Origin of the sequence: Streptomyces capillispiralis, assembly GCF_007829875.1 — a bacterium.
Lineage (GTDB): Bacteria > Actinomycetota > Actinomycetes > Streptomycetales > Streptomycetaceae > Streptomyces > Streptomyces capillispiralis.
The window spans coordinates 3,513,008-3,536,663 of the sequence record NZ_VIWV01000001.1; the positions used below are offsets into that span (position 1 = coordinate 3,513,008).

The following is a 23,656-nucleotide window of genomic DNA, read 5'->3' on the forward strand; positions in this document are numbered from 1 at the left end:
GGCTCACACTCCGGCTCGCCCTCCTTGGTCCGAGGAGGTCTCGGTGACCGCCGACCGCGTCCGCCGTGCATTCCTCACCCGCATCGGCCTCGCCGACCTGCTCACCCTCCACCGCCGGCAGCCGGGACCGGGACGGGGACGCGGAGTGCCCTCGGCCCTCCCCCTCCCGGCTCCCCTCACCACCGAGGCCACCCCTCACGATGACCACCACCGCACGGACAACATCGGCGACGGGTTGATCGCGAGCCGGCGCATCGCCCCGTGACACCGGTGACACCGGGCGCCCGCCGCCAGATCCCGCAGCTCGTGGACGAGCCATTCCACCTCGACACCGAGGCGGCGCGGCGGAGCCGCCGCTCCACACCGGCTCGACCGCGGGCGGCGCCCTCGGGGAGACTGGCATGATCCCGGAAACCGAGCAGGAGCACACGTGGTGAACAAGGCGAACGGTCCCGCCGCCAGGGAAGGCACCGGCCGCGGACGGGGGCGCCGGCCCGCGGACGAGGTCCGGGCGGACGTCCTGCGCACCGTCGGCGAGCTGCTGCTCACCGAAGGCATCGCCGACCTCACCTTCGAACGCGTCGCCAGGACGTCGGGCGTCAGCAAGACCACCCTGTACAAATGGTGGCCCTCCAAGGGGGCCCTCGCCCTGGACGGCTACGTGCACGCCGTCCAGGAAACGCTCGCCTTCCCCGACACCGCGGACATCCGCGCCGACCTGCTCACCCAGCTGCGCGCCTTCGCCCACGTCATGACGGAGACCCCGGGCGGGCGCGTACTGACCGAGCTGATCGGCGAGTCACAGACGGACCAGGACCTGGCCACCGCCTACCGCGAGGTGTACTCGTCGCACCGGCGCCGGCTCGCGGTGGAACGCCTCCACCGCGCCCAGGAACAAGGTCAGATCCGCGCCGACATCGACGTACAGGTCCTCGTCGACCAGCTCTGGGGCGCCGTCTACCACCGGCTGCTCATCCCCGACGAACCGGTCACCGACGCCTTCGTCACCGCGCTCGTCGGCAACCTCCTGGACGGTGTCCGCCCGGCCTAGGCGGCCATCGGGTGCTCAACGGCGGTACGCGGCCGTCGCGCTCCCGACGAAGGAGTGGACCAGCGGGTTGGTGTCGCCCTCGTTCCACACCGCCACCACACGGCTCGGCGCCATGTCGGTCAGCGGCACCACGGCCAGCTCCGCGGGCAGGTCGTGTCCGAGCGGGGCCACCCCGACCGTGCCATTCCACAGCACCGCCTGCAGACATTCCTGGACGACGCGCACCACCGGGCCCTCGCGCGGCTCGCCGCCGTGCCAGTACGACTGCCAGACCGGGTCGGTCCCCCGCGGGAACCGGAACCAGTGGCGGCCGCCGAGGTCGGCCAGCCGCAGCCGGTCGCGGCGGGCCAGCGGATCGTCGGCGCGCAGCACCGCACCCACCGGATCGGAACGCAGCTCACGCACGGTCAGCACGGTCTCGTCGAACGGCGCCCGGGTCAGGGCGACATCGACCAGTCCGGCGCGCAGCCCGCACGTCGGATCGGTCAGGTCGGTGTCACGGACGCGGATGTCGACACCGGGGTGGCTCCGGCGGTAGGCGGCGGCCAGCCTGGTCGCTCCCGGGTCGGTGCCGTCGCCCAGGATGCCGACGGTGAGGGTCGCGCCACCGGCCGCCGCGGTCACGCGTCCGCGGAGGCGGTCGGCCCGGTCGAGCAGGGCCCGCGCCTCGTCGAGCAGCAGCGCGCCCACCGGGGTGAGCGTGACACCGGCGGGCGAGCGGACGAACAGCGGGCCACCGACCTCGGCCTCCAGCCGCTTGATCGCCCGGCTCAGCGGCGGCTGGCTCATGTGCAGCCGGGTGGCGGCCCGGCCGAAGTGGAGCTCCTCGGCGACGGTCACGAAGTAGCGCAGGGTACGTAGCTCCACGCTGCCACGATATCCACGGGGTATCGGCGGCGCGGAACAGGTCTTGGACAGGCGCGGGGCCCCGGCGGTGCACTCGGGGCATGACCGACGCAGCGCAGACCGGCGAACCGCCGACCCCCACCGCCGTACGGGCGGCCGGACCCGCCCGCCCTCCGGTGGTGACCGCCCCGGGAACCGACGGATCGCCCGCAGCCGGTGGCCGGGGAGGGCACTCGTGAACATCGCCTACTGGACCGTCGCCGGGCTGCTCGCCCTCTTCTACTCCTACTCGGGCGCGATGAAAGTGCTCCGCAGCCGCGATCGGCTCCGCCCGATGATGGCCTGGGTCGACCGCATGCCCCTGCCCGCCGTCAGAGCGCTGGGTACGGTCGAACTCCTGGGCGCGGCGGGCCTGATCCTGCCGCCGCTGACCGGCATCGCCCCCTGGCTGGCACTGACCGCGGCCATCGGCTTCGTACTCCTGCAGACCGGCGCGATCGCCGTCCACCTGACCGGCGAGGACCGCCGGATCACCCTCAACGTCGTCCTCATCACCACCGCGGCCCTGCTCACCTGGCCGGCCACCACCTGGCTCTGAACGGCCTCCGGCGCGAGACGGCGCGGGGCCCGGCGCCCGCCGCGACCCCGCAGCCGCACACGTCCCTCTCCGCGCTCACCCCTCACCCGACCGGCCGCCCACCCCCCTTCCTCGCTCCCGCCGTGTCGGCGGCCGGACCGTACGATGGCCGGGTGAGCAGGAGCACCCGATCAAGCAGCCGCCCGGCCGGGCGGCTGTTCGTGGTGCTGGTGATGGCGGTGCTGGCCGGTGTGCTCGGCATGCACGGCCTCGCGCCCGACGGGGTCCCGGCGGCGCACTCGGGTGCCGGTCATGCGGGGATGACGGCGGACCGTGCCGTGCACGCGGACGCGGACTGCGCGCACACGGAGGGCGGACCGGGGCATCTCGATCACGCCGACGGGGCGTGCGCGGCGGCCGGGACGAGTTCGACGTACACGCCCCCGGCGCCGGCGAGCGCATCCCTGGACGCTCCCGCCGCCCCCGCGCGCACCACGGCGGATGCGAGGGCGCCCCGCGACGGGCGGGCCCCGCCCGACCTCTCCGAGCTGCAACTCCTGCGGATATAGAGCGGCCCGCACGGCACCCCGCACCCGGCGGCGCCGGTGACGGGTGCCGTGCTCGCGCACGCCCGCACACCCGCACATCCGCTCGCACCGCGCGCCCCGAACGGCGCGCGGGAAGGAGTTGCACCACCATGATCCGCAATCGTTCGATCGTCCGCCGCGCTGTCGCCGTGGTCGCCGCCGGTACGGCCGCCCTCGTCCTGGCCGCCTGCGGCGGTGGCGGAGACGGCTCCGGCGCGGCCGGTCACGGCGGCCACGACGCCACCGGCTCGCCGTCCGCTACCGCGCCCTCCGCGACCGCGTCGGCCTCGCAGGGGCGGCACAACGCCGCCGACGTGGCCTTCGCCCAGGGGATGATCCCCCATCACCGCCAGGCCGTGGAGATGGCCGGCCTCGCGCCCGACCGGGCCCGGTCGGCCGAGGTGAAGAAGCTCGCCGAGGACATCAAGAAGGCCCAGGCCCCGGAGATCAGGACGCTGTCCGGCTGGCTGACCTCGTGGGGCGAGGAGGTGCCGGCCGAGGGCGCCCCGGACCACTCCGCACACGAAGCACATGGCACACACGGCACGCACGGCATGGACAGCATGGACGGCATGATGACGGAGAAGGAGATGAGCGACCTCGGGAACGCCTCGGGCGAGGCGTTCGACACCGCCTTCCTGGAGATGATGATCAGGCACCACGAAGGCGCGGTCGAGATGGCGAAGGCCGAGCGGGCCGACGGTGCCCACGGTCCGGCCATGACGATGGCCGGCCGGATCATCACCTCGCAGAGCGCCGAGATCGAGCAGATGGAGCAGCTGCTCGGCCGGGGCTGATCCCTTTCCCCACTCCGGGTGCGGGGCGGGCGCCGGTGGTGCCCGCCCCGTGCCGTTCCGGCCGTTCGTCGACTTTCGGAATACCCCCGGGGGGTATATTGTTGGAGTCGTGGGGCCGCTGATGGTCCCCGTGGGACGCCGAATGGGGATGAAGGTCATGGACCACGACTCACACCACTCCGCTACCGCACACGACCACTCCGCCCGGGCAGGCGACCACGGCCACGGCGGGCACGACGGCGGCCACGACGGCCAGGGCGCGCGCGGTGCCTCCTGGTCGACGGCCGTGAAGGCGACGCTGCACTGCCTCACCGGGTGCGTCATCGGCGAGATCCTCGGCATGGTCATCGGCACCGCCCTGCTCTGGGGCAACGTGCCGACGATGATCCTCGCCATCACCCTGGCCTTCGTCTTCGGCTACTCCTTCACCCTCTTCGCGGTGGTGCGCGCCGGGCTCTCCCTGAAGGCCGCGGTCAAGGTGGCGCTGGCCGCCGACACCGTCTCCATCGCGGTGATGGAGCTGGTCGACAACGCCATCATCGCGCTGACGCCGGGCGCGATGGACGCGCACCTGTCGGACGGGCTGTTCTGGTCGGCACTGCTCGGCGGCTTCGTCGTGGCGTTCGTGATCACCACGCCGGTCAACAAGTGGATGATCGGGCGGGGCAAGGGCCACGCCGTGGTCCACGCCTATCACTGAGCCCCTCCCCCACCTTCGTCCGTTCGCAGGTCACAGCGGGGCGGCCCCTCGATCGCCGGGGGCCGCCCCGCTGTGTGCGTGCCCCCTCGGCACTCCGTCCGGTGACCGCTTCCCGCACTTGATACCGATACCCCCAGGGGGTATACATGGACGCCAGGTACCCCCCAGGGGTAGGGCGAGCCACATGCGCCGCCCCGCCCGTCACGCCGATCAGCCCGAGGAGCAGTGATGACCACCACGGTCCCCGACACAGCCGAGGTCGAACTCGCCATCGGCGGCATGACCTGCGCCTCGTGCGCCGCCCGGATCGAGAAGAAGCTCAACCGGATGGACGGGGTCACCGCCACCGTCAACTACGCGACGGAGAAGGCCAAGGTCAGCTACGCCGGCGGCGTGTCCGTCCCCGATCTGATCGCCACCGTGGAGGCGACCGGGTACACGGCGCGCGAGCCCGAGCCGGTCCGGTCCCGGCCCGCGGCCGGTACGGAGGCCGCCGTACCGGACGACGAGCTGCTGCCGCTGCGGCAGCGGCTGGTCACCGCCACGCTGCTGGCCGTGCCGGTCATCGCGATGGCGATGGTGCCGGCGTTGCAGTTCACGTACTGGCAGTGGCTGTCCCTCACCCTCGCGGCCCCCGTCGTCACCTACGCGGCGTGGCCCTTCCACAAGGCGGCCCTCACCAACGCCCGGCACGGCGCCGCCACCATGGACACGCTGATCTCGGTCGGCACCTCGGCGGCGTTCCTGTGGTCGCTGTGGGCGCTGTTCTTCGGCACCGCGGGCACGCCCGGCATGACCCACCCCTTCGAGCTGACCATCGCCCGCGGTGACGGCGCCGGGAACATCTACCTGGAGGCCGCCGCGGGGGTCACCGCCTTCATCCTCGCCGGGCGCTACTTCGAGGCCCGTTCCAAGCGCCGGGCCGGTGCCGCGCTGAGGGCGCTGCTGGAGCTGGGCGCCAAGGACGTCACCGTGCTGCGGGACGGGCGTGAGGAGCGGATCCCGGCGGGGGAGCTGAAGACCGGTGACCGTTTCCTCGTCCGTCCCGGCGAGAAGATCGCCACCGACGGCACCGTCGTCGAGGGCAGCTCGGCCGTCGACGCGTCGATGCTCACCGGCGAGTCCGTCCCCGCCGAGGTCGGCGTCGGGGACGCGGTCACCGGTGCGACGGTGAACGCGGGCGGCCGTCTGGTGGTGGAGGCCACCCGGGTCGGCGCCGACACACAGCTGGCCCGGATGGCGAAGCTGGTTTCGAGGACGCGCAGAACGGAAAGGCGCGGGCGCAACGGCTCGCCGACCGGATCTCGGCGGTCTTCGTCCCGGTCGTCATCGCGCTCGCCCTGGGAACCCTCGGCTTCTGGCTGGGCAACGGCGCGGGACTGTCCGCCGCGTTCACCGCCGCCGTGGCCGTCCTGATCATCGCCTGCCCCTGCGCCCTGGGCCTGGCCACCCCGACCGCGCTGATGGTCGGCACCGGACGCGGCGCCCAGCTCGGCATCCTGATCAAGGGACCCGAGGTGCTGGAGTCCACCCGCGCGGTCGACACCGTCGTCCTGGACAAGACCGGCACCGTCACCACCGGCCGTATGACCCTGCTGGCCGTGCACACCGCCGAGGGGACCGACGAGGCGGAGGTGCTGCGGCTCGCCGGTGCCCTGGAGCACGCCTCCGAGCACCCGGTCGCCCGGGCCGTGGCGGCGGGCGCCGCCGAGCGGGTCGGCGCCCTGCCCGTGCCGGAGGACTTCGCCGGCGTCCCGGGCCTGGGCGTGCAGGGGGTTGTCTACGGTCATGCCGTCCTCGTCGGCCGCGAGCAGCTGCTGCGGGAGTGGGCGATGGACCTGCCCGCGGACCTGGCCCGCGCCAAGGCCGCTGCCGAGGCCGCGGGCCGCACCGCGATCGCGGTCGCCTGGGACGGAGAGGCCAGGGCGGTCCTGGAGGTCGCCGACGCGGTCAAGGACACCAGTGCCGAGGCCGTCGCCCGGCTGCGGGCGCTGGGACTCACTCCGATCCTGCTCACCGGGGACAACAGGGCCGTCGCCGAGGCGGTCGCGGCGGAGGTCGGCATCGACGAGGTCATCGCCGAGGTGATGCCGCAGGACAAGGTCGACGTCGTGGAGCGGCTCCAGGGCGAGGGCCGTACGGTGGCGATGGTCGGCGACGGGGTCAACGACGCCGCCGCGCTCGCCCGGGCCGACCTCGGGCTGGCCATGGGCACCGGCACCGACGCGGCCATCGAGGCCGGCGACCTCACCCTGGTCCGCGGTGACCTGCGCGCCGCCGCCGACGCCATCCGGCTGGCCCGCCGGACCCTGGGCACCATCAAGTCCAACCTGTTCTGGGCCTTCGCCTACAACGTGGCCGCGCTGCCGCTCGCCGCGGCCGGACTGCTCAACCCGATGATCGCGGGAGCCGCGATGGCGTTCTCCTCGGTCTTCGTCGTCGGCAACAGCTTGCGGCTGCGGGGCTTCAAGGCCCTGAGCTGAGTCACCCCGGCGGGCCCCGGGACCCGGACCCCCAGACCTCCGGACCCCGGACCCCGGGGCCCCCGGGGCCCCCGGGCCCGCCCTCCCGCCCGCCCCTCCTCCCCTAACCGGTCAGTTCTCGAGAAGCGGGGGCGGGCCGGGCGCCCCTACCGTCGAAGGCATGGCATCCATCGACTTCGTCACCCTGGAGGTGGCCGACCCCGAGGCCGCCGCCCGCTTCTACGCCGACGCCTTCGGGCTCGACCCGTCACAGGTGCGGCTGCGTGCGTCCGACGCGCCGACGACCGGCTTCCGCGGCTTCACCCTGTCCCTCGTGGTGTCCCAGCCGGGCAACGTCGACGCGCTCTTCCGCGCCGCCCTCGACGCCGGCGCCACCCCGCTGAAGCCGGCGGCGAAGTCGCTGTGGGGCTACGGCGGCGTCGTCCGGGCGCCGGACGGCACGATCTGGCAGATCGCGACATCGGCGAAGAAGGACACCGGCCTGGCCGGCCGGGAGGTCGACGAGATCGTCCTGCTGCTGGGCGTCGAGGACGTGAAGGCGTCCCGGCAGTTCTACGTCGAACGGGGCCTCACCGTGGGCAAGAGCTTCGGCGGCAAGTACGTCGAGTTCGCCACCGGTCCGGGCACCGTCAAGCTCTCCCTCTACAAGCGCCGCGCGCTCGCCAAGGTCGCCGGTGTCCCCGCCGACGGCACCGGATCGCACCGCCTCGTGATCTCCGGCACCACCGGCCCGTTCAGCGACCCCGACGGGTTCGTGTGGGAGGCCGCCGCCGCGACGGGCTGACCCCACGGGCCGTACGACGACGGGGCCGGTCAGTCCAGTACGTGCCGCAGATAGGCCGCCGGGTCGGCGAGGTAGCGGCGCCAGTGGTCGACCAGCGCGAGGTCCTGCCAGGAGGTGCGGCGGATGCCGTGGTCGCCGACCTCGACGATGTCCGCGCCGGGCAGCGCGGTCAGCAGCGGGGAGTGGGTGGCGCAGATGACCTGCGCGCCGGCGGCGGTCAACTGGTCGAGGTGGCCGATCAGTTCGAGGCAGGAGGAGAAGGACAGGGCCGCTTCCGGCTCGTCCAGCACATACAGGCCCGGGCGCAGGAACTTGTCCCGGAACGCCGCCAGGAATCCCTCCCCGTGGCTGCGCCCGTCGGGGTCGAGCCCTTCCCGGCCGAGGGCGTCCAGGGCCGTTTCGGCACGCAGGAAGAAGCCCTGGCGGGCGGACCAGGACGTGAGCATCCGGCGGCCGCGCGGGGCGGCGTCGAACCGGATGCGTTCACCCAGTGCGGACTTCGTGCGGTGGCTCGCGTAACGCCATTCGTGCGAGCCGCCCCAGGGGTCCAGGCCGAAGCCCTCGGCGAGGGCCTCGACCAGGGTGGACTTGCCCGAGCCGTTCTCACCGACGACGAAGGTCACCGGGGCGGTGAAACGCAGCCCGCCGTCCAGGAGTTCGCGCACGCAGGGGACAGACCAGGGCCACTCCCCGGCGTCGTACGAGCCCGCGTGTGCGTACGCACGTTCGATGATCACGGGTCGAGTCTGCCACGAGGCGGACCGCGCCGTCGGCCCGCCGCGCCCGCTGCGCCCACCCGTCCTGCCGATCCCGCCGCGCCCACCCGTCCCGCCGGTCCCGCCCGTCCCGCCGGTCCCGCCGGTCCCGCCGTCACTTGGTGCCCACGGTCCGCAGCACCGTCAGCACCAGCGTCCGCGCGGCCTGTGCCGCCTCCCGCAGCGACACGTGCTCGCGCTCGCTGTGCGCCACCGCGATGTCCCCGGGGCCGTACTGCAGCGTCGGGATGCCGGCGCCGGCGTAGTGCCGCAGGTCGCTGCCGTACGTCGCCCCGCGCTGCCGGGGCCGCGGGCCGCCCGTCGCGTCGGCGTGCGCGGCGCCGACCACGTCCGCCAGGGGGTGCCCCTCGGGCAGCCGGCCGCTCGCGAACTGCCCGCCCGGCCAGCTCACCGCGGCCGGATGGTCCCGCAGCCACGGGTCGGCGGCGCACGCCCGCGCCACGCACCGCTCGAACGCGGCGCGCGCGTCGGCCGGGTCCTCGCCGAGCCGTACGCCGAAACGGCCCTCGGCGACCAGCAGATCGGGCACGCTGCTCGCCCAGTCCCCGGCACGCAGCGTGCCCACCGACAGGCCGTACGGGATCGGGTACTCGGCGAGCAGCGGGGCCGGGTCCCGGTTCCGCTCGGTCTCCAGCGCGGCCAGCGCCCGGTGCAGCGGCAGGTACGCGTCGACGGCGCTGACCCCCTGTTCGCGCGAACTGCCGTGCGCCGCCCGGCCGGGCACGGCGAGGCGGAACGTCAGCGCGCCCGCGTTGGCGGTGATCAGGGTGCCGGCGGTGGGCTCGGCGATGACGCAGGCGTCGCCGCGGTGGCCGCGCCGCAGCGTGCCGAACGCGCCGATGCCGCCGTCCTCCTCGCCGACGACGAAGTGCGCGGCGACCTGCCCGCGCAGCCGTATCCCGGCGGACCGTATCGCCGCGAGGGCGGCGAGGTGCGCGGCGAGCCCGGCCTTCATGTCGCAGGCCCCGCGCCCGTGCACCAGGTCCCCCGTCACCCGCGGCACGAACGGGTCACCGTCCCACGCGGCGGGGTCGCCCGGCGGTACGACGTCGACATGACCCTGGAGGATCAGGGTGGGCCCGTCACCGCCGTCGGGGGTGGTACCGACCAGCCCCCACGCCTCCTCCCGGGGCGCCTCCGTGCCCGGGAAGTCCGGGTCGGCGCGGAGCGCGGGCACATCCATCGACCACAGGTCGACGTCCATGCCGAGCCACTCCAGCCGCCCGGCCAGCTGATGCTGGAGCTCCGACTCGGCGGCGCTCCCGGTCACACTCGGCACCGCGATCAGCTCCAGCAGCGTCCGCCCCAGCGCCTCCTCGTCGACCGCCGCCAGCGCGGCGGCCTCCTCGTCCGTCAGCACGAGCCCTCCCTCAGCCGGTGGGCGGCGCCCTGCCGCCCCGCACGCATACCTGCGCACGCGGACCCTCCCCTACGCCTGGGGCCGGGCACCGGTTCCCGTGCCCATCCCGCCGCCCACCGTGAACCCCGTCACGGTCCCGCCGCCCTCGCGGCGGAAGGCGTACGGGGCACCGCCGTGGGCGAGGGCCACCTCCCGGACGATGGACAGGCCGAGGCCCGAGCCGGGCAGGGAGCGGGCGTCGGCGGCGCGGTAGAAGCGGTCGAAGACGCGGGTCAGGTCGTCGTCGGCGATGCCCGGCCCCCGGTCGCGCACCTCCACCCGCACCGTGCCCGGCCGGGCCGGGCCCGCGACGAGGATCTCGACGGGCGAGCGGCCGTCCCGGTCGAACTTGACGGCGTTCTCGACCAGGTTGGACAGCGCGCGGGTGAGCATGCCGGGCCGCCCGTGGGTGGTGGTGTCGCCGCTCGCGCTCACCAGGATCCGCCGCCCGGTGCGGCGCCGGGCCAGTCCGGCCACCTCCTCGGCGATGTCCGCGAGGTCGACCCGCCGCGGCGGCTCGGTGTCGGACTGTCCGGCCGCGAGGTCGACGAGCTCGTTGACGAGGTCGGTGAGTTCGCGGGCCTCCTGGGTGAGGTCGGCGACGAGCTCCTCACGGGTGCCGGGCGGGAGTTCGTCGATGCGGCGCAGCAGGGAGATGTTGGTGCGCAGGGAGGTGAGGGGGGTGCGCAGTTCGTGCCCGGCGTCCTGGACCAGCCGGCGCTGGTCCTCCTCGGACTGGGCGAGCCGGCCCAGCATCCGGTCGAAGGCGCGGCCGAGCCGGCCCACCTCGTCGTAGCCGGCGACGGGCACCTGGATGCCGAGCCGGCGGGTGCGGGCGACGTCCTCGGCGGCGTTGGTGAGGACGACCAGCCGGCGGGTGATGCGGCGGGCCAGCCACCAGCCGAACAGCCCGGCCCCGACCACCACCGCCGTCATCGTGATCAGGGTGCGCCGCTGGAGGGCCCGCAGCAGGTCCTCGGTGTTGCTGAACTCCTGCGCGATCTGCACCGCGCCCCGGCCGCCGCCCAGCGCGACGGTCGCCACGCGGTAGACGTCGTCGCCGACGTCGACGTCCGCGTGCTCGACGACCCGCCCGGCCGTGGCGGCGCCCGCGATGCGGCGGTCGGCGTCGACCACCGGCAGCCCGGGGTCGCCGGGGTCGAAGACACGGCCGTCCGGCCCGAGGACCTGCACGTCGGTGCGCGCGGGCCGCACCAAGTCGTGGCCGGGCGCGGCGGAGGAGAAGTCGACCGGCGCCATCCGGTTCTCCCGCACCTCGTCCCGTACGTCCCGCACCACCTCGTGGAACACGGACAGCTGGTCCACCCGCACCAGCCGGGCGGCCGCGCTGTACGACAGGATGCCGACCAGGACGGTGACGGTGGCGGTCACGGCGGCGAACGCGACGGCGAAGGTGGTGCCCAGGGACAGCAGCCGCAGCCGCCGGCGCGAGGCCGGCCGCCCGGGCGGGGGGCGCGTGCCGCCCGGGACGGCGCCGCCGGTCACTCAGCCCTCCCGGAGCACGTAACCCACGCCGCGCACCGTGTGGATCAGCTGCGGCGCGCCGGGCTCGTCCAGTTTGCGGCGCAGATAGCCGACGTAGACGGCGAGGTTCTTGGAGCCGGGGCCGAAGTCGTAGCCCCAGATGCGGTCGTAGACGGTGGCGTGCTCCAGGACGACACCGGCGTTGCGGATCAGCAGTTCGAGGAGTTCGAACTCGGTGCGGGTGAGCTCCAGCTCGCGCCCGCCCCGCCAGGCGCGGCGGGCCTGCGGGTCCATGCGCAGCCCGGCCGCCTCCAGGAACCGGCCGGAGGGATCCGGCCCGGGCTCCGGCGCGGGCGCGGGTGCGGGCGCGGGCGGGGGTTCGGGCGGGGCCGCCCGGCGCAGCAGGGCCCGGAGCCGGGCGAAGACCTCCTCGACGTCGAACGGCTTGACAACGTAGTCGTCGGCGCCCGCGTCCAGCCCGGCGATCCGGTCGGCGGTCTCCACCAGCGCCGTCAGCATCAGCACGGGGGTGCGGTCGCCCTCGGCGCGCAGCACCCGGCACACCTGGAGGCCGTCGATGCCGGGCATCATCACGTCCAGCACCAGCACGTCGGGCCGGCTGCGGTGAACCTGCGCGAGGGCCTCGACGCCGTCGGCGACGGCCGTGACCCGGTAGCCCTCCAGGGTCAGGGCACGCTCCAGGGCGTTGCGGATGGCGCGGTCGTCTTCGGCGAGCAGAACGGTGTGCGGCACGCCCCCAGTCTGCCAACCGCACCCCCACCCCGGCCCCGGCGTCCGACACCGGGGCCGGCTTCTTACTCCGCTCTCACCCGGAGGCCGCGGCTCGGGCGACGGGCCGCGGCTCTCAGCCGGTCGGCCGCAGCGCGGCCAATCGTTCCTCGAACGGCACGACCTCCTCGAAGGAGTCCCGCCGGGGCTGCGGGCGGCCGGTGGACAGCCCCGCCATCAGCGCCGCCAGTTCCCCGGCCGCGCGCTCGATCCGCCCGTCCAGCCCCTCGGCGCCCCAGTCCTCGGAGGCGGCGTAGACGCCGGTGGGGACGACGACGGCCTTGAGGTAGGAGAAGAGGGGACGCAGCGCGTGGTCCAGCACGAGGGAGTGCCGGGCGGTGCCGCCGGTCGCGGCGATCAGCACCGGCTTGCCCGCGAGGGCGTCCGGGTCGCTGACGCTCAGCGCGTCGAAGAACGACTTGAACAGCCCGCTGTACGACGCCGAGAACACCGGCGTGACCACGATCAGCCCGTCGGCGCCGGCCACCGCGTCGAACGCGTCGGCCAGCGCTCCCGCCGGGAAACCGCTGGTGAAGGTGTGGGCGATCTCCACGGCGAGGTCGCGCAGCTCGATCACCCGGACGTCGGCCGGGCCGGGTTCCGGGGCGGTCGCGGCCGGGGCGGCAACCGCGGCCAGCCGGTCGCCGAGCAGCCGGGTGGAGGACGGCACGCTCAGTCCGGCGGACACGAGGACGAGCTTCATGCCCGCACCCCTTCCTTCTCCTTGGCGGTGGCCAGCAGCGAGCTGTGGGTGGGCGCGTCCGGCACGGTCGCGGGGCGGTTCCTGGCGAACTCCTCGCGCAGCACCGGCACGACCTCCTCGCCGAGCAGGTCCAGCTGCTCCAGCACGGTCTTCAGGGGCAGCCCGGCGTGGTCCATCAGGAACAGCTGGCGCTGGTAGTCACCGGCGTACTCGCGGAACGACAGCGTCTTCTCGATGACCTGCTGCGGGGAACCCACGGTCAGCGGGGTCTGCTCGGTGAACTCCTCCAGCGAGGGCCCGTGCCCGTAGACCGGCGCGACGTCGAAGTACGGGCGGAACTCGCGCACCGCGTCCTGCGAGTTCTTCCGCATGAACACCTGCCCGCCGAGTCCGACGACCGCCTGCTCGGGGGTGCCGTGGCCGTAGTGGGCGTAGCGGGCCCGGTACAGCTCGATCATGCGCTTGGTGTGGTCGGCCGGCCAGAAGATGTTGTTGTGGAAGAAGCCGTCGCCGTAGTACGCGGCCTGCTCGGCGATCTCCGGGGAGCGGATCGAGCCGTGCCAGACGAACGGCGGTACGCCGTCCAGCGGACGGGGCGTGGAGGTGAAGCCCTGCAACGGCGTGCGGAACTTGCCCTCCCAGTCGACGACGTCCTCGCGCCACAGCCGGTGCAGCAGGGCGTAGTTCTCGACGGCGAGGTTGATGCCCTGGCGGATGTCCTGGCCGAACCAGGGGTAGACCGGTCCGGTGTTGCCGCGGCCCATCATCAGGTCCACCCGGCCGTCGGCCAGGTGCTGGAGCATCGCGAAGTCCTCGGCGATCTTCACCGGGTCGTTGGTGGTGATCAGGGTGGTGGAGGTGGAGAGGATCAGCCGCTCGGTGCGGGCGGCGATGTAGCCGAGCATGGTGGTCGGCGAGGACGGCACGAACGGCGGGTTGTGGTGCTCGCCGGTGGCGAAGACGTCCAGGCCCACCTCCTCGGCCTTCAGCGCGATGGCGACCATGGCCTTGATCCGCTCGCGCTCGGTCGGCGTACGCCCCGTGGTCGGGTCGGGCGTGACATCCCCGACGCTGAAGATCCCGAACTGCATGGCCGCTCACCCTCCAGGTTGTTGACGGTTCAACTATACCCCTGGAACGGCTCCCCGCCCCCACCTATTCCCCACCCCCGGGCCCGCCCGCCGCACGGCCGGAGCGCGTGGCGCCCGCGCGTTACGGCGCCCCGGCCGCACCCGACCGCAGCCGGGCGGCCTCCCGCGCACCGAACTCCGTCGTACGCCTCATGTGATCGATGAACAGCGCCAGTTCCGACTCGTCCAGGTCGTCGAAGAGCGCCGCCCAGCCACCGCCGACCCGGTCCCACACCCGCCCGAACTCGGCGGCCCTCTCCGGCACCGTCGCCACCAGCACCAGCCGCCGGTCGTCCGCGTCCCGCTCCCGCACCACGTACCCCGCCCGCTCCAGCCGGTCCACCAGCCGCGTCGCCGACCCGGTCGTCAGCCCCGTCAGCTCCGCGACCCGCCCCGTCGTCACCGGGCCGCCCTCCAGCGTCAGCAGGTTCAGACACTGCAGATCGGTCGGGTGCAGCCCCAGATGATCGGCGAGGGCCTGGTTGAACAGGGCGTACGAGGCCATGTACCGCCGGGACACCACGGCCAGCTCCGCCATCAGCCGCTCCCGCCCGCTCACCGGCATCCCGCGCCTCCTCGTCCGTCGGCCACGGCTCGATGTATCCCCGACCCGGCCCGCCCCAGGCGCCGTCCATCAGGTGACGTGCGGCGGCCCGGGTGACGTGTAGCAGCCCAGGCGACGTGCGGCGCCCCGGCGGGCCCGTGCCAAGCTGCGCACATGCTGATCCTCCGCTCCGCCGCCCTGTTCGTCCTCGCCGCCCTGCTGGAGATCGGCGGCGCCTGGCTGGTCTGGCAGGGCGTGCGCGAACAGCGCGGCTGGATGTGGGCGGCGGGCGGCGTCCTCGCCCTCGGCGCCTACGGCTTCGTCGCCACCTTCCAGCCCGACGCCCACTTCGGCCGCGTCCTCGCCGCGTACGGCGGCATCTTCGTCGCCGGGTCGATCCTGTGGGGCGTCGTCGCCGACGGCTACCGCCCGGACCGGTGGGACATCACCGGCGCGCTGGTCTGCCTCGCCGGCATGGCCGTGATCATGTGGGCCCCGCGCAACGGCTGAACGGCCGGCGGCCTCACGCCACCGTCTCCGGCAGCAGCCCCAGCTGTTCGAGGAAGGCCAGCTGGTCGAAGTAGAGCCGGTAGCTGACGATCCTGCCGTCCTCCACCGTGGCCAGATCCACCCCGCGGATCCGGACCTCCTTCCCCGTCGCCGGCACGGACTCCCCGTCCGGCGACACCAGCGGCCCGGTGTTCCTGCCGCTGAAGTACCCCTCGTCGATCGCGGTGCTGCCGACCTCGAACGAGTGCAGCGACTCGTAGCGGGCGTCCGGCACGGCCGTCGTGATCTGCCGCCAGTACTCGACGATCTCGTCCCGCCCGTGCAGCTCACCGGCCTCGGGCGTGTGGGCGACGGCGTCCGGCGCGAACAGGTCCGCCACCACCGCCAGATCCTTCCGCACGGTGACCGCCTCGGTGAGCCGGTCCATGACCTCGCGCGCCTGTCCCATGATCCACCTCCTGCCCCGGAGGACCACCCGTCCCATTCTCGCACCGGGCCACCGCCCCCGCCGCCGCCCGCCCGGCCCGCCTATGCTGGCGCGACGGAGCCCCACCGCACCGACCGCCCGTACCCGCCGCCCCAGGAGCAGCCCATGGCCACCGCCGCACCGTCCGCCGCGTCCCGTATCGCCGTCGTCACGGGTGCGAGCAGCGGGATCGGTGCCGCCACGGCCCGCCGGCTCGCCGAGGCCGGGTACCGCGTCGTCCTCACCGCCCGCCGCAAGGACCGCATCGAGGCGCTCGCCGAGGAGCTCACCGCGGCCGGCCACTCGGCCGCCGCGTACCCGCTCGACGTCACCGACCGCGCGGCCGTCGACGAGTTCGCCACCGCGTTCAAGACCGTCGGCGTCCTCGTCAACAACGCCGGTGGCGCACTCGGCGCCGACCCGGTCGCCACCGGCGACCCGGAGCAGTGGCGCACCATGTACGAGACGAACGTCCTCGGCACCCTCCACATCACCCAGGCCCTGCTGCCCAAGCTCGACGCGAGCGGCGACGGCACGGTCGTGGTCGTCTCCTCCACCGCCGGCCACGCCACCTACGAGGGCGGCGCGGGCTACGTCGCCGCCAAGCACGCCGAGCACGTCCTCGCCGAGACCCTGCGCCTGGAGATCGTCGGCCGCCCGGTGCGCGTCATCGAGATCGCGCCCGGCATGGTCAGGACCGACGAGTTCGCCCTCACCCGCTTCGGCGGCGACACGGAGAAGGCCGCCAAGGTCTACCAGGGCGTCGCCGAACCCCTCACCGCCGACGACGTCGCCGACACCATCACCTGGGCGGTGACCCGCCCGCCCCACGTCAACATCGACCTGCTGGTCGTCCGCCCCCGCGCCCAGGCGTCCAACACCAAGGTCCACAGGGAGCAGTGATGCACTCCCCCGACCCCGAGGCCGACCCCGAGGCCGACCGACGCCGCCTGGCCCTGGAGAAGAAGCGCGAACGCTACGTCTGGTACTACCTCGCCTACTTCCTCTTCGGCATCCACATCGTCGCGTTCGTGATGATCTACGCGGTGACACACGCGAAGTAGGGGGTCAGGCCCTACAGTGCGAAGGTCGCGCTCTCGGGAGGGGAACAGTGGCCAAGGTCAATATCAGTCTCGACGCCGAACTCGTGGTGGAAGTGATGGTCCTGGCCGGGGTGGGCTCGCCCCAGGACGCGATCGAGGCGGTCGTGCGGGACTACATCGCCCGGGGCCACCGCACGGAGGCCCGCACCGAACTCAAGGACCAGAACCTGCGCGAGATCGACGTCAAGCCGCAGGAGCCCCAGGCCTGACCACACGGCTGCGGGGCCCCGGGATCCCGGGGCCCCGTCGGCTCAGCCCTTCACGCAGACGACCTGCTTCAGCTTCGCGACGACCTCCACGAGGTCCCGCTGCTGGTCGATCACCTGCTCGATCGGCTTGTACGCGCCGGGGATCTCGTCCACGACGCCGGAGTCCTTGCGGCACTCCACGCCCCGCGTCTGCTCCTCCAGGTCCTTCGTCGAGAAGCGCCGCTTCGCCGCGTTGCGGCTCATCCGCCGACCCGCGCCGTGCGACGCGGAGTTGAAGGACGCGGCGTTCCCGAGGCCCTTGACGATGTACGACCCCGTGCCCATGGAACCCGGGATGATCCCGTACTCGCCGGAACCCGCCCGGATGGCGCCCTTGCGGGTCACCAGCAGGTCCATCCCGTCGTACCGCTCCTCGGCCACGTAGTTGTGGTGTGCGCTGATCTCCTGCTCGAAGGCCGGCTTCGCCTTCTTGAACTCCTTGCGGATCACGTCCTTCAGGAGCGCCATCATGATCGAGCGGTTGTACTTGGCGTACTCCTGCGCCCAGAACAGGTCGTTGCGGTACGCCGCCATCTGCGGGGTGTCCGCCACGAAGACCGCCAGGTCGCGGTCGACCAGACCCTGGTTGTGCGGGAGCTTCTGGGCCACGCCGATGTGGTGCTCGGCGAGTTCCTTGCCGATGTTGCGGGATCCGGAGTGCAGCATCAGCCAGACGGAACCGTCCGTGTCCGTACACACTTCAACGAAGTGGTTGCCGCCTCCCAGCGTCCCCATCTGCTTCGCCGCCCGCTCCTCGCGGAACTTCACCGCGTCCGCCACCCCGCCGAAGCGGGACCAGAAGTCGTCCCAGCCGCCGGTCGGGAAGGCGTGCAGCCGGCCCGGGTCGACCGGGCTGTCGTGCATGCCCCGCCCCACCGGGATCACCTGCTCGATCCTCGACCGCAGCCGCGACAGATCGCCGGGCAGGTCGTTCGCCGTCAGGGACGTCTTCACCGCCGACATCCCGCAGCCGATGTCGACCCCCACCGCCGCCGGGCACACCGCGCCCCGCATCGCGATGACCGACCCGACCGTCGCGCCCTTCCCGTAGTGCACGTCCGGCATCACGGCCAGGCCCTTGATCCACGGCAGGGTGGCGACGTTCCGCAGTTGCTGGAGGGCGCCCTCCTCCACGGTCGCCGGGTCCGTCCACAGACGGATCGGCACCTTCGCACCCGGAAGTTCCACGTACGACATAACGTCCCCATTCCCCCGAAAACCAACAGAAGTCATGAATCGCAAAACCGGCGCCAAGGTCGACGAAAAGGGATGACGGACCGGCGTTCACGGCAGTGCGTGCGATACACATTGTCTGCGGGGGGCGCCCCCCTGCGGCAAGCGATTAACCAGCGGGGACACTGGGGAGACCCGGCGGGCACCGGCCCGCTCCCACCGGCGAGAGGAATCCGACCGTGCAGCGGAAGGCGTACGTATCCGGCGTCGCCGCGCTCCTGGCGGCCGTGCTGACCGGCTGCACCGGCAGCTCGGACGACGGCGGCCCGTCGGACAACTCCAACCCGGGGAGCGCCGGTACGGCGACCCAGGCGGCCCAGCCCGGCAAGTACGCCACGCTGCCCGAGCCCTGCGGCGCGGTCGGCGACCGGACGCTCGGCGAACTCCTCCCCGGCATCGACGAGTTGACCGACCCGGCGCTGCGCGAGAAGGCGTACGCGGGTGAGGCGACGCTCACCTACGACACCGACCGCAAGGTGGGCTGCCGCTGGAAGGTGGAGTCGGCGGAGGCGACCGACCACCTGCTGGTCGACTTCGAACGGGTCGTCTCCTACGACAACGCCGTCAGCGACGACGCCCAGGCCGAGCAGCTCTTCGCGACGAGGCGGGAGGCGGCGCAGCTCCCCGAGCCGACGGTGACGGAGTCCGGCCCTCCGGCCACCGGCCCGTCCGCCGGGCCGAGTTCGTCGCCGTCGGCGTCCTCCTCGTCCTCCGCCCCGGCCTCGTCGTCGGGCTCCCCCTCGTCGGGGACGTCCGCGCCCTCCGCCAGCCCGTCGGACCTCCAGCCCCGTCTGCTGGAGGACCTCGGCGACGAGGCGTTCCTCGACGACGAGCTGAACAGCTCCGGTTCGACCGCGAAGCAGCGCACGGTGACTGTGGCGTTCCGCACGTCCAACGTGATCGTGACGATCGAGTACGCGGAGCAGCCGATGACCGTCGGCGTCGTCCCGGACAGCAAGGAATTGCAGGACAGGGCCCGGAAACTGGCCGCCGAGCTGGCCGATTCGCTGGGCGGCTGAGCGTCGTTCACGCCCCCTTCACAGCCCTGCGCGAAGCGTGCGAAGGAAGACCACGCGGGCGGCTCACCGCGTACCGTGACCCCTCGGACCCCGTCCCGACCACAGGGAACACGAGCGTCATGAGTGAAGGAACCATGCAGCGACGAGCACAGCGAGACCCGAGCGACCCGCGCGACCGGCGAGCGAAGCGCCTCCACCGCGTCCTTGTCTGCGCGGCCGCCGTCCCCGCGATGCTGATCGCCTCCGGGTGCTCCTCGGACTCCGGCTCCGACGAGGGCGCGGACAAGGGTGCCGGCGCCTCCGCGTCGCAGTCCGCGAGCCCGTCCCCGACCGTGCGGGCGGCGGCGTACAAGGAGCTTCCGCAGCCGTGCGCGGTGCTGTCGAAGAAGACCCTCGAGGACCTGGCGCCGAAGGCGAAGGCGGGCAAGGAGGGCAACTCGGACGACATCTCCACCCGCGCCAGCTGCTCCTGGAGCAGCCTGGACAACAACGGTGTGGACGGCTCGCAGTTCCGCTGGCTGAACGTGTCGCTGCTGCGCTTCGACTCGGACACCACCCGTGGCGCGGGTGACGAGCTGGCCGAGGAGTACTACGCCAAGCAGGTGCGGGACGCGCAGTCGGCCGAGGGCGCCAAGGGCACGAAGACGGAGCCGCTGACCGGCACCGGCGACGAGGCGACGGTGGTGCGGTACGACCTGAAGAAGAAGGAAGGCACCTTCCGGCAGCAGACGGTCGTCGCGCGCGTGGAGAACGTGGTCGTCACCCTCGACTACAACGGCGCCGGTCTCGCCGGGGACAAGACGCCGGACGCCGACGACCTGGTGAAGGACGCGCAGAAGGCGGCCGCGGAGGCCGTGGCCGCGGTGACGAAGGCCAACGGCTCGGCCGCGGAGAGCGGTTCGCCGTCCGCGTCGCCGTCCGGTTCGTCGACCGGTTCGGCCTCGAAGTCGGCCTCCCCGTCGGGCTCCTCCTCGGGCTCCGACAAGGGCTGACGCCGCAGAAGCAGAACCGGCCACCCGTCCTCCGCACACATGTGCCACTCTGTGGTGCGCAACAACACGCACTGGGAGGGGAGTACGGGTGGCCGGGCCACTGCAGCTGACACGGATGCACCGGGTTCTCATCGGCGTGGTCGTCACCGGTGCCGTCATCATCGCCGGTATCGGCTTCGCCGGTTCGTACGCGGCCGTCCGTGAACTCGCCCTGAAGAAGGGCTTCGGAGACTTCAGTTACGTCTTCCCCATCGGCATCGACGCGGGCATCTGCGTCCTGCTGGCCCTGGACCTGCTGCTGACCTGGATCCGTATCCCGTTCCCGCTGCTGCGGCAGACGGCGTGGCTGCTGACGGCGGCGACGATCGCCTTCAACGGCGCGGCGGCGTGGCCCGACCCGCTCGGGGTGGGCATGCACGGCGTGATCCCGGTGCTGTTCGTGGTCTCGGTGGAGGCGGCCCGGCACGCGATCGGGCGGATCGCCGACATCACCGCCGACAAGCACATGGAGGGGGTCCGCCTCACCCGCTGGATGCTGTCGCCGGTCCCGACCTTCCTGCTGTGGCGCCGGATGAAGCTGTGGGAGCTGCGCTCCTACGAGCAGGTGATCAAGCTGGAGCAGGAGCGCCTGGTCTACCAGGCGCGTCTGCGTTCGCGTTTCGGGCGTTCCTGGCGGCGCAAGGCCCCGGTGGAGGCCCTGATGCCGCTGCGCCTGGCCAAGTACGGCGTCCCCCTCGCCGACACGGCCCCGGCGGGCCTCGCGGCGGCGGGCATAGAACCGGCGCTGCTGCCTCCGGCTGCCGAGGCCGTGTCCGGGGACGGCCGGGCCGCCCCACGGGACGTCCAGGTTCTGGGGGAGGCGCCCCAGGGGGAGCAGCGCCTGGAGCTGGAGGGCAACCCCGGCCCCGGGAACCCGGAGCGCCGGGAACACCTGGAGCACCCGGAGCACCCGGAGCGTCCCGTGGACGGCGCCGGCAATCCGTGGCTCCAGGCCCGCGATCCGCAGACGGTCGAGTACCACGGCGGCTACGACCCCACGTACGACCCGGACGAGGAGTACGCCCGCTGGTACGCGGAACAGCAGCAGGCCGAGCAGTACCAGGACCAGTACCAGGAAGAACCCCCCGTGCAGGAGCCCTCCCCGGAGGAGACCGGCAGCTTCCCCATCCCGGTGGTCCCGGGCGGCCGCACCCGTGAGCTGGGCGAGGGCGGCGGCACCGCCTCCGCCCCGGACGAGGAGGCGTTCTACCAGGTGTTCCGTCAGTCGATAGACGGCAGCTACCCCACGCCCCGGGTCCTGGGCGACAACATCCAGGCGACCTACGGCACGACGATGAGCTCGGGCGCCCTGAAGGACCTCGTCGAACGCTTCCAGAAGCGCCACACGGCGGAACTGGAAGACGACCACATCGCCTGAGGCCGCGCGGCCGGTACGCGGAGAGGGGCGCCCGGTGACGGCACCGGGCGCCCCTCCTCGCGGGCGGCGGCCTACTCGCCGAGCAGGCCCCGCACCCGCTCCTGTCCCACCGCGAGCAGCAGCGTGGGCAGGCGCGGGCCCGTGTCCCGTCCGACCAGCAGGTGGTAGAGCAGGGCGAAGAAGGACCGCTGGGCGGTCTTGATCTCCGCCGGCAGTTCCTTGGGCGTGGCGTCGGCGGAGAAGCCGGCCTGCACCTTGGGCACGCCGTAGACGAGGTGGGTGAGCCCGTCCAGCGACCAGTTGTCGGCGAGGCCGTCGAGCAGCAGCCGCAGGGACTGCTGTGCCCGCTCGTCGAGCGACTTCAGCAGTTCGGCGTCGGGCTCCGCGCGGACGATGGTGCGCTGGTCGGCGGGGACGTGGGTGTTGATCCACGCCTCGGCCTTGTCGTAGCGGGGCCGGGCCTCGTCCAGGGTGGCCGGGGGGTTCGCCGGGTCGAGGTCGCTGAGGATGCGCAGTGCCTGGTCCTCGTGGCCGGCGGTGATGTCGGCGACCGAGGCGAGCGTGCGGTACGGCAGCGGCCTGGGCGTCCTCGGCAGCTCACCGCTCGCGGTGCGCACCGCGCGGGAGTGCGCGGCGGCGTCGGCGGGCAGGGCGGAGCCGTCGGCGACCTTGGCGTCGAGGCGGTCCCACTCGTCGTAGAGGCGCTGGATCTCCTGGTCGAAGGCGATCTTGAAGGACTGGTTGGGGCGGCGGCGGGCGTAGAGCCAGCGCAGCAGCTGCGGCTCCATGATCTGCAGGGCGTCGGCCGGGGTCGGGACGCCGCCCTTGGACGACGACATCTTCGCCATGCCGGAGATGCCGACGAAGGCGTACATGGGGCCGATGGGCTGCTTGCCGCCGAAGATGCCGACGATCTGCCCGCCGACCTGGAACGACGATCCGGGCGAGGAGTGGTCGACGCCGCTCGGCTCGAAGATCACGCCCTCGTAGGCCCAGCGCATGGGCCAGTCGACCTTCCAGACCAGCTTGCCGCGGTTGAACTCGTTGAGCCGGACGGTCTCGGAGAAGCCGCAGACGGAGCAGGCGTAGGTCAGCTCGGTGGAGTCGTCGTCGTAGGACGTGACGGTGGTGAAGTCCTTCTCGCAGTTGCCGCAGTAGGGCTTGTACGGGAAGTAGCCGGCGGCGCCGGAGCTGCCGTCGTCCTCGGCGGCGGCGCCGGAGCCCTCGGCGGCCTCCAGCTCGGCCTCGTCGACCGGCTTCTGCTGCTGCTTCTTCGCCGGGGCCTTCTTGGTGCGGTACTGGGCGAGGACGGCGTCGATGTCGCCGCGGTGCCGCATGGCGTGCAGGATCTGCTCGCGGTAGACGCCGGAGGTGTACTGCTCGGTCTGGCTGATCCCGTCGAACTCCACGCCGAGTTCGGCCAGCGACTCGGTCATCGCGGCCTTGAAGTGCTCGGCCCAGTTCGGGTGCGCGGAGCCCTTCGGTGCCGGGACGGAGGTCAGCGGCTTGCCGATGTGCTCCTTCCAGGCCTCCTCCTCGACGCCGGGGATGCCCTGGGGCACCTTGCGGTACCGGTCGTAGTCGTCCCAGGAGATCAGGTGCCGCACCTGGTGGCCGCGGCGGCGGATCTCGTCGGCGACGAGGTGCGGGGTCATGACCTCGCGCAGGTTGCCCAGGTGGATCGGGCCGGACGGGGAGAGTCCGGACGCGACGACGACGGGTTTGCCCGGGGCCCGACGCTCCGACTCCTCGATGACCTCATCCGCGAAACGGGAGACCCAGTCGGTGGTCTCGGTGCTCTGAGCCACGATCGGCACGTCCTTCTCTCTGCTCGAACAGCCGGTACGGTCACACGGCTGACCGCTCCATTCTCCCAGCAAGCGCGGGAACGGCGAAAACGCCTTTTCACCGGGGTCCCGGCGGGCGCGGACCGGCCGCCGGACGCGCGACCGGGGAAGCGGCGTGGGAAGCGGCGGGGCAACGGCGGGGCAGCGGCGGGGCGTGCGGTCAGGAAAAC

At 73.0% G+C, this 23,656-nt stretch carries 25 protein-coding genes and 1 pseudogene; 15 read left to right on the plus strand and 11 right to left on the minus strand.

Features of this window, described 5'->3' with window-relative positions; all coding sequences use genetic code 11:
• The first annotated feature begins 43 nt into the window (after window positions 1–43).
• Entirely contained in the window at window positions 44–265 is a 222-nt protein-coding gene (locus tag FHX78_RS14785; protein WP_145867926.1) for a hypothetical protein, read from the plus strand.
• A 168-nt stretch (window positions 266–433) separates the two neighbouring features.
• On the plus strand, window positions 434–1,051 hold the full coding sequence (locus FHX78_RS14790) for a TetR/AcrR family transcriptional regulator (RefSeq protein ID WP_145867927.1): 618 nt from the start codon (window positions 434–436) through the stop codon (window positions 1,049–1,051).
• A gap of 15 nt (window positions 1,052–1,066) precedes the next feature.
• Here the strand turns inward: FHX78_RS14790 and FHX78_RS14795 are convergent, their stop codons facing one another.
• Window positions 1,067–1,918, minus strand: a complete 852-nt coding sequence (locus FHX78_RS14795) for a LysR family transcriptional regulator (RefSeq protein WP_229923819.1) — start codon at window positions 1,916–1,918, stop codon at window positions 1,067–1,069.
• Window positions 1,919–2,132: 214 nt separating this feature from the next.
• Here FHX78_RS14795 and FHX78_RS14800 point away from each other — a divergent pair, with 214 nt between their 5' ends.
• From FHX78_RS14800 to FHX78_RS14825, 6 genes and pseudogenes are all read left to right on the plus strand, one after another.
• Window positions 2,133–2,495 carry a DoxX family protein gene (locus FHX78_RS14800; RefSeq protein ID WP_145867928.1) on the plus strand — a complete coding sequence of 121 codons (363 nt, stop codon included), beginning with the start codon at window positions 2,133–2,135 and terminating at the stop codon, window positions 2,493–2,495.
• Window positions 2,496–2,647: 152 nt separating this feature from the next.
• The gene (locus FHX78_RS14805; RefSeq protein WP_145867929.1) at window positions 2,648–3,043 is read left to right on the plus strand and encodes a DUF6153 family protein; all 396 of its coding nucleotides are present in this window, start codon (window positions 2,648–2,650) and stop codon (window positions 3,041–3,043) included.
• 128 nt (window positions 3,044–3,171) lie between these two features.
• Window positions 3,172–3,858 carry a DUF305 domain-containing protein gene (locus FHX78_RS14810; RefSeq protein WP_145867930.1) on the plus strand — a complete coding sequence of 229 codons (687 nt, stop codon included), beginning with the start codon at window positions 3,172–3,174 and terminating at the stop codon, window positions 3,856–3,858.
• 157 nt (window positions 3,859–4,015) lie between these two features.
• A complete protein-coding gene (locus FHX78_RS14815; protein ID WP_145867932.1) occupies window positions 4,016–4,558 on the plus strand; it encodes a DUF4396 domain-containing protein in 543 nt (180 codons plus the stop codon).
• Window positions 4,559–4,786: 228 nt separating this feature from the next.
• A pseudogene (locus FHX78_RS14820) lies at window positions 4,787–7,041 on the plus strand (heavy metal translocating P-type ATPase).
• 160 nt (window positions 7,042–7,201) lie between these two features.
• Window positions 7,202–7,825 carry a VOC family protein gene (locus FHX78_RS14825; RefSeq protein WP_145867933.1) on the plus strand — a complete coding sequence of 208 codons (624 nt, stop codon included), beginning with the start codon at window positions 7,202–7,204 and terminating at the stop codon, window positions 7,823–7,825.
• A 29-nt stretch (window positions 7,826–7,854) separates the two neighbouring features.
• Here the strand turns inward: FHX78_RS14825 and FHX78_RS14830 are convergent, their stop codons facing one another.
• From FHX78_RS14830 to FHX78_RS14860, 7 genes are all read right to left on the minus strand, one after another.
• Complete coding sequence (locus tag FHX78_RS14830; RefSeq protein WP_145867934.1) at window positions 7,855–8,562, minus strand: AAA family ATPase; 708 nt, start codon at window positions 8,560–8,562, stop codon at window positions 7,855–7,857.
• A 133-nt stretch (window positions 8,563–8,695) separates the two neighbouring features.
• Complete coding sequence (locus FHX78_RS14835) at window positions 8,696–9,961, minus strand: ArgE/DapE family deacylase (RefSeq protein ID WP_145867935.1); 1,266 nt, start codon at window positions 9,959–9,961, stop codon at window positions 8,696–8,698.
• Window positions 9,962–10,030: 69 nt separating this feature from the next.
• Window positions 10,031–11,506: a HAMP domain-containing sensor histidine kinase gene (locus FHX78_RS14840; protein WP_145867936.1), complete on the minus strand. Its 1,476-nt coding sequence runs from the start codon at window positions 11,504–11,506 to the stop codon at window positions 10,031–10,033.
• A complete protein-coding gene (locus FHX78_RS14845) occupies window positions 11,507–12,238 on the minus strand; it encodes a response regulator transcription factor (protein WP_145867937.1) in 732 nt (243 codons plus the stop codon).
• 112 nt (window positions 12,239–12,350) lie between these two features.
• On the minus strand, window positions 12,351–12,977 hold the full coding sequence (locus tag FHX78_RS14850; protein ID WP_145867938.1) for an FMN reductase: 627 nt from the start codon (window positions 12,975–12,977) through the stop codon (window positions 12,351–12,353).
• Window positions 12,974–14,068 (minus strand): LLM class flavin-dependent oxidoreductase, encoded by a 1,095-nt coding sequence (locus tag FHX78_RS14855; protein WP_145867939.1) that lies wholly within the window; start codon window positions 14,066–14,068, stop codon window positions 12,974–12,976. The genes FHX78_RS14850 and FHX78_RS14855 overlap by 4 nt, the downstream gene beginning before the upstream one ends.
• A gap of 121 nt (window positions 14,069–14,189) precedes the next feature.
• The gene (locus FHX78_RS14860) at window positions 14,190–14,672 is read right to left on the minus strand and encodes a MarR family winged helix-turn-helix transcriptional regulator (RefSeq protein WP_145867940.1); all 483 of its coding nucleotides are present in this window, start codon (window positions 14,670–14,672) and stop codon (window positions 14,190–14,192) included.
• 153 nt (window positions 14,673–14,825) lie between these two features.
• Here FHX78_RS14860 and FHX78_RS14865 point away from each other — a divergent pair, with 153 nt between their 5' ends.
• Complete coding sequence (locus tag FHX78_RS14865; RefSeq protein ID WP_145867941.1) at window positions 14,826–15,161, plus strand: YnfA family protein; 336 nt, start codon at window positions 14,826–14,828, stop codon at window positions 15,159–15,161.
• 13 nt (window positions 15,162–15,174) lie between these two features.
• On the opposite strand, the gene FHX78_RS14870 is transcribed toward FHX78_RS14865, so the two are convergent.
• Window positions 15,175–15,609 (minus strand): ester cyclase, encoded by a 435-nt coding sequence (locus tag FHX78_RS14870; protein ID WP_145867942.1) that lies wholly within the window; start codon window positions 15,607–15,609, stop codon window positions 15,175–15,177.
• Window positions 15,610–15,753: 144 nt separating this feature from the next.
• Here FHX78_RS14870 and FHX78_RS14875 point away from each other — a divergent pair, with 144 nt between their 5' ends.
• The 3 genes from FHX78_RS14875 to FHX78_RS14885 are packed head-to-tail and all read left to right on the plus strand — an operon-like array spanning window position 15,754 to window position 16,939.
• Window positions 15,754–16,530 (plus strand): SDR family NAD(P)-dependent oxidoreductase, encoded by a 777-nt coding sequence (locus tag FHX78_RS14875; RefSeq protein WP_145867943.1) that lies wholly within the window; start codon window positions 15,754–15,756, stop codon window positions 16,528–16,530.
• Complete coding sequence (locus FHX78_RS37155) at window positions 16,530–16,691, plus strand: hypothetical protein (RefSeq protein ID WP_189908508.1); 162 nt, start codon at window positions 16,530–16,532, stop codon at window positions 16,689–16,691. Before FHX78_RS14875 ends, FHX78_RS37155 begins: the two co-directional genes overlap by 1 nt.
• A 47-nt stretch (window positions 16,692–16,738) precedes the next feature.
• On the plus strand, window positions 16,739–16,939 hold the full coding sequence (locus tag FHX78_RS14885) for a type II toxin-antitoxin system VapB family antitoxin (RefSeq protein ID WP_145867944.1): 201 nt from the start codon (window positions 16,739–16,741) through the stop codon (window positions 16,937–16,939).
• A 42-nt stretch (window positions 16,940–16,981) separates the two neighbouring features.
• Here FHX78_RS14885 and FHX78_RS14890 read toward each other — a convergent pair whose 3' ends face one another.
• Window positions 16,982–18,175, minus strand: a complete 1,194-nt coding sequence (locus tag FHX78_RS14890) for an RtcB family protein (RefSeq protein WP_145867945.1) — start codon at window positions 18,173–18,175, stop codon at window positions 16,982–16,984.
• Window positions 18,176–18,390: 215 nt separating this feature from the next.
• On the opposite strand from FHX78_RS14890, the gene FHX78_RS14895 reads away from it, so the two are divergent.
• The 3 genes from FHX78_RS14895 to FHX78_RS14905 all read left to right on the plus strand — a co-directional run bounded on the left by FHX78_RS14895 (window position 18,391) and on the right by FHX78_RS14905 (window position 21,639).
• Window positions 18,391–19,230, plus strand: a complete 840-nt coding sequence (locus tag FHX78_RS14895; protein ID WP_145867946.1) for a DUF3558 domain-containing protein — start codon at window positions 18,391–18,393, stop codon at window positions 19,228–19,230.
• Between the two features lie 119 nt (window positions 19,231–19,349).
• The gene (locus FHX78_RS14900; RefSeq protein ID WP_145867947.1) at window positions 19,350–20,222 is read left to right on the plus strand and encodes a DUF3558 family protein; all 873 of its coding nucleotides are present in this window, start codon (window positions 19,350–19,352) and stop codon (window positions 20,220–20,222) included.
• A gap of 88 nt (window positions 20,223–20,310) precedes the next feature.
• Complete coding sequence (locus FHX78_RS14905) at window positions 20,311–21,639, plus strand: DUF2637 domain-containing protein (RefSeq protein WP_229923818.1); 1,329 nt, start codon at window positions 20,311–20,313, stop codon at window positions 21,637–21,639.
• A gap of 71 nt (window positions 21,640–21,710) precedes the next feature.
• Here FHX78_RS14905 and lysS read toward each other — a convergent pair whose 3' ends face one another.
• Window positions 21,711–23,456 (minus strand): lysine--tRNA ligase, encoded by a 1,746-nt coding sequence (gene lysS / locus FHX78_RS14910; protein WP_145867949.1) that lies wholly within the window; start codon window positions 23,454–23,456, stop codon window positions 21,711–21,713.
• Window positions 23,457–23,656 lie beyond the last annotated feature (200 nt).

Excerpts from the sequence above, each read along its gene's own strand:
- FHX78_RS14850 (WP_145867938.1), bottom strand. The coding sequence starts at position 12,977 with ATGAAGCTCGTCCTCGTGTCCGCCGGACTGAGCGTGCCGTCCTCCACC.
- FHX78_RS14810 (WP_145867930.1), top strand. The coding sequence starts at position 3,172 with ATGATCCGCAATCGTTCGATCGTCCGCCGCGCTGTCGCCGTGGTCGCC.
- FHX78_RS14900 (WP_145867947.1), top strand. The coding sequence starts at position 19,350 with ATGAGTGAAGGAACCATGCAGCGACGAGCACAGCGAGACCCGAGCGAC.
- FHX78_RS14825 (WP_145867933.1), top strand. The coding sequence starts at position 7,202 with ATGGCATCCATCGACTTCGTCACCCTGGAGGTGGCCGACCCCGAGGCC.
- FHX78_RS37155 (WP_189908508.1), top strand. The coding sequence starts at position 16,530 with ATGCACTCCCCCGACCCCGAGGCCGACCCCGAGGCCGACCGACGCCGC.
- FHX78_RS14855 (WP_145867939.1), bottom strand. The coding sequence starts at position 14,068 with ATGCAGTTCGGGATCTTCAGCGTCGGGGATGTCACGCCCGACCCGACC.
- FHX78_RS14860 (WP_145867940.1), bottom strand. The coding sequence starts at position 14,672 with ATGCCGGTGAGCGGGCGGGAGCGGCTGATGGCGGAGCTGGCCGTGGTG.
- FHX78_RS14870 (WP_145867942.1), bottom strand. The coding sequence starts at position 15,609 with ATGGGACAGGCGCGCGAGGTCATGGACCGGCTCACCGAGGCGGTCACC.
- FHX78_RS14865 (WP_145867941.1), top strand. The coding sequence starts at position 14,826 with ATGCTGATCCTCCGCTCCGCCGCCCTGTTCGTCCTCGCCGCCCTGCTG.
- FHX78_RS14890 (WP_145867945.1), bottom strand. The coding sequence starts at position 18,175 with ATGTCGTACGTGGAACTTCCGGGTGCGAAGGTGCCGATCCGTCTGTGG.
- FHX78_RS14875 (WP_145867943.1), top strand. The coding sequence starts at position 15,754 with ATGGCCACCGCCGCACCGTCCGCCGCGTCCCGTATCGCCGTCGTCACG.
- FHX78_RS14815 (WP_145867932.1), top strand. The coding sequence starts at position 4,016 with ATGGACCACGACTCACACCACTCCGCTACCGCACACGACCACTCCGCC.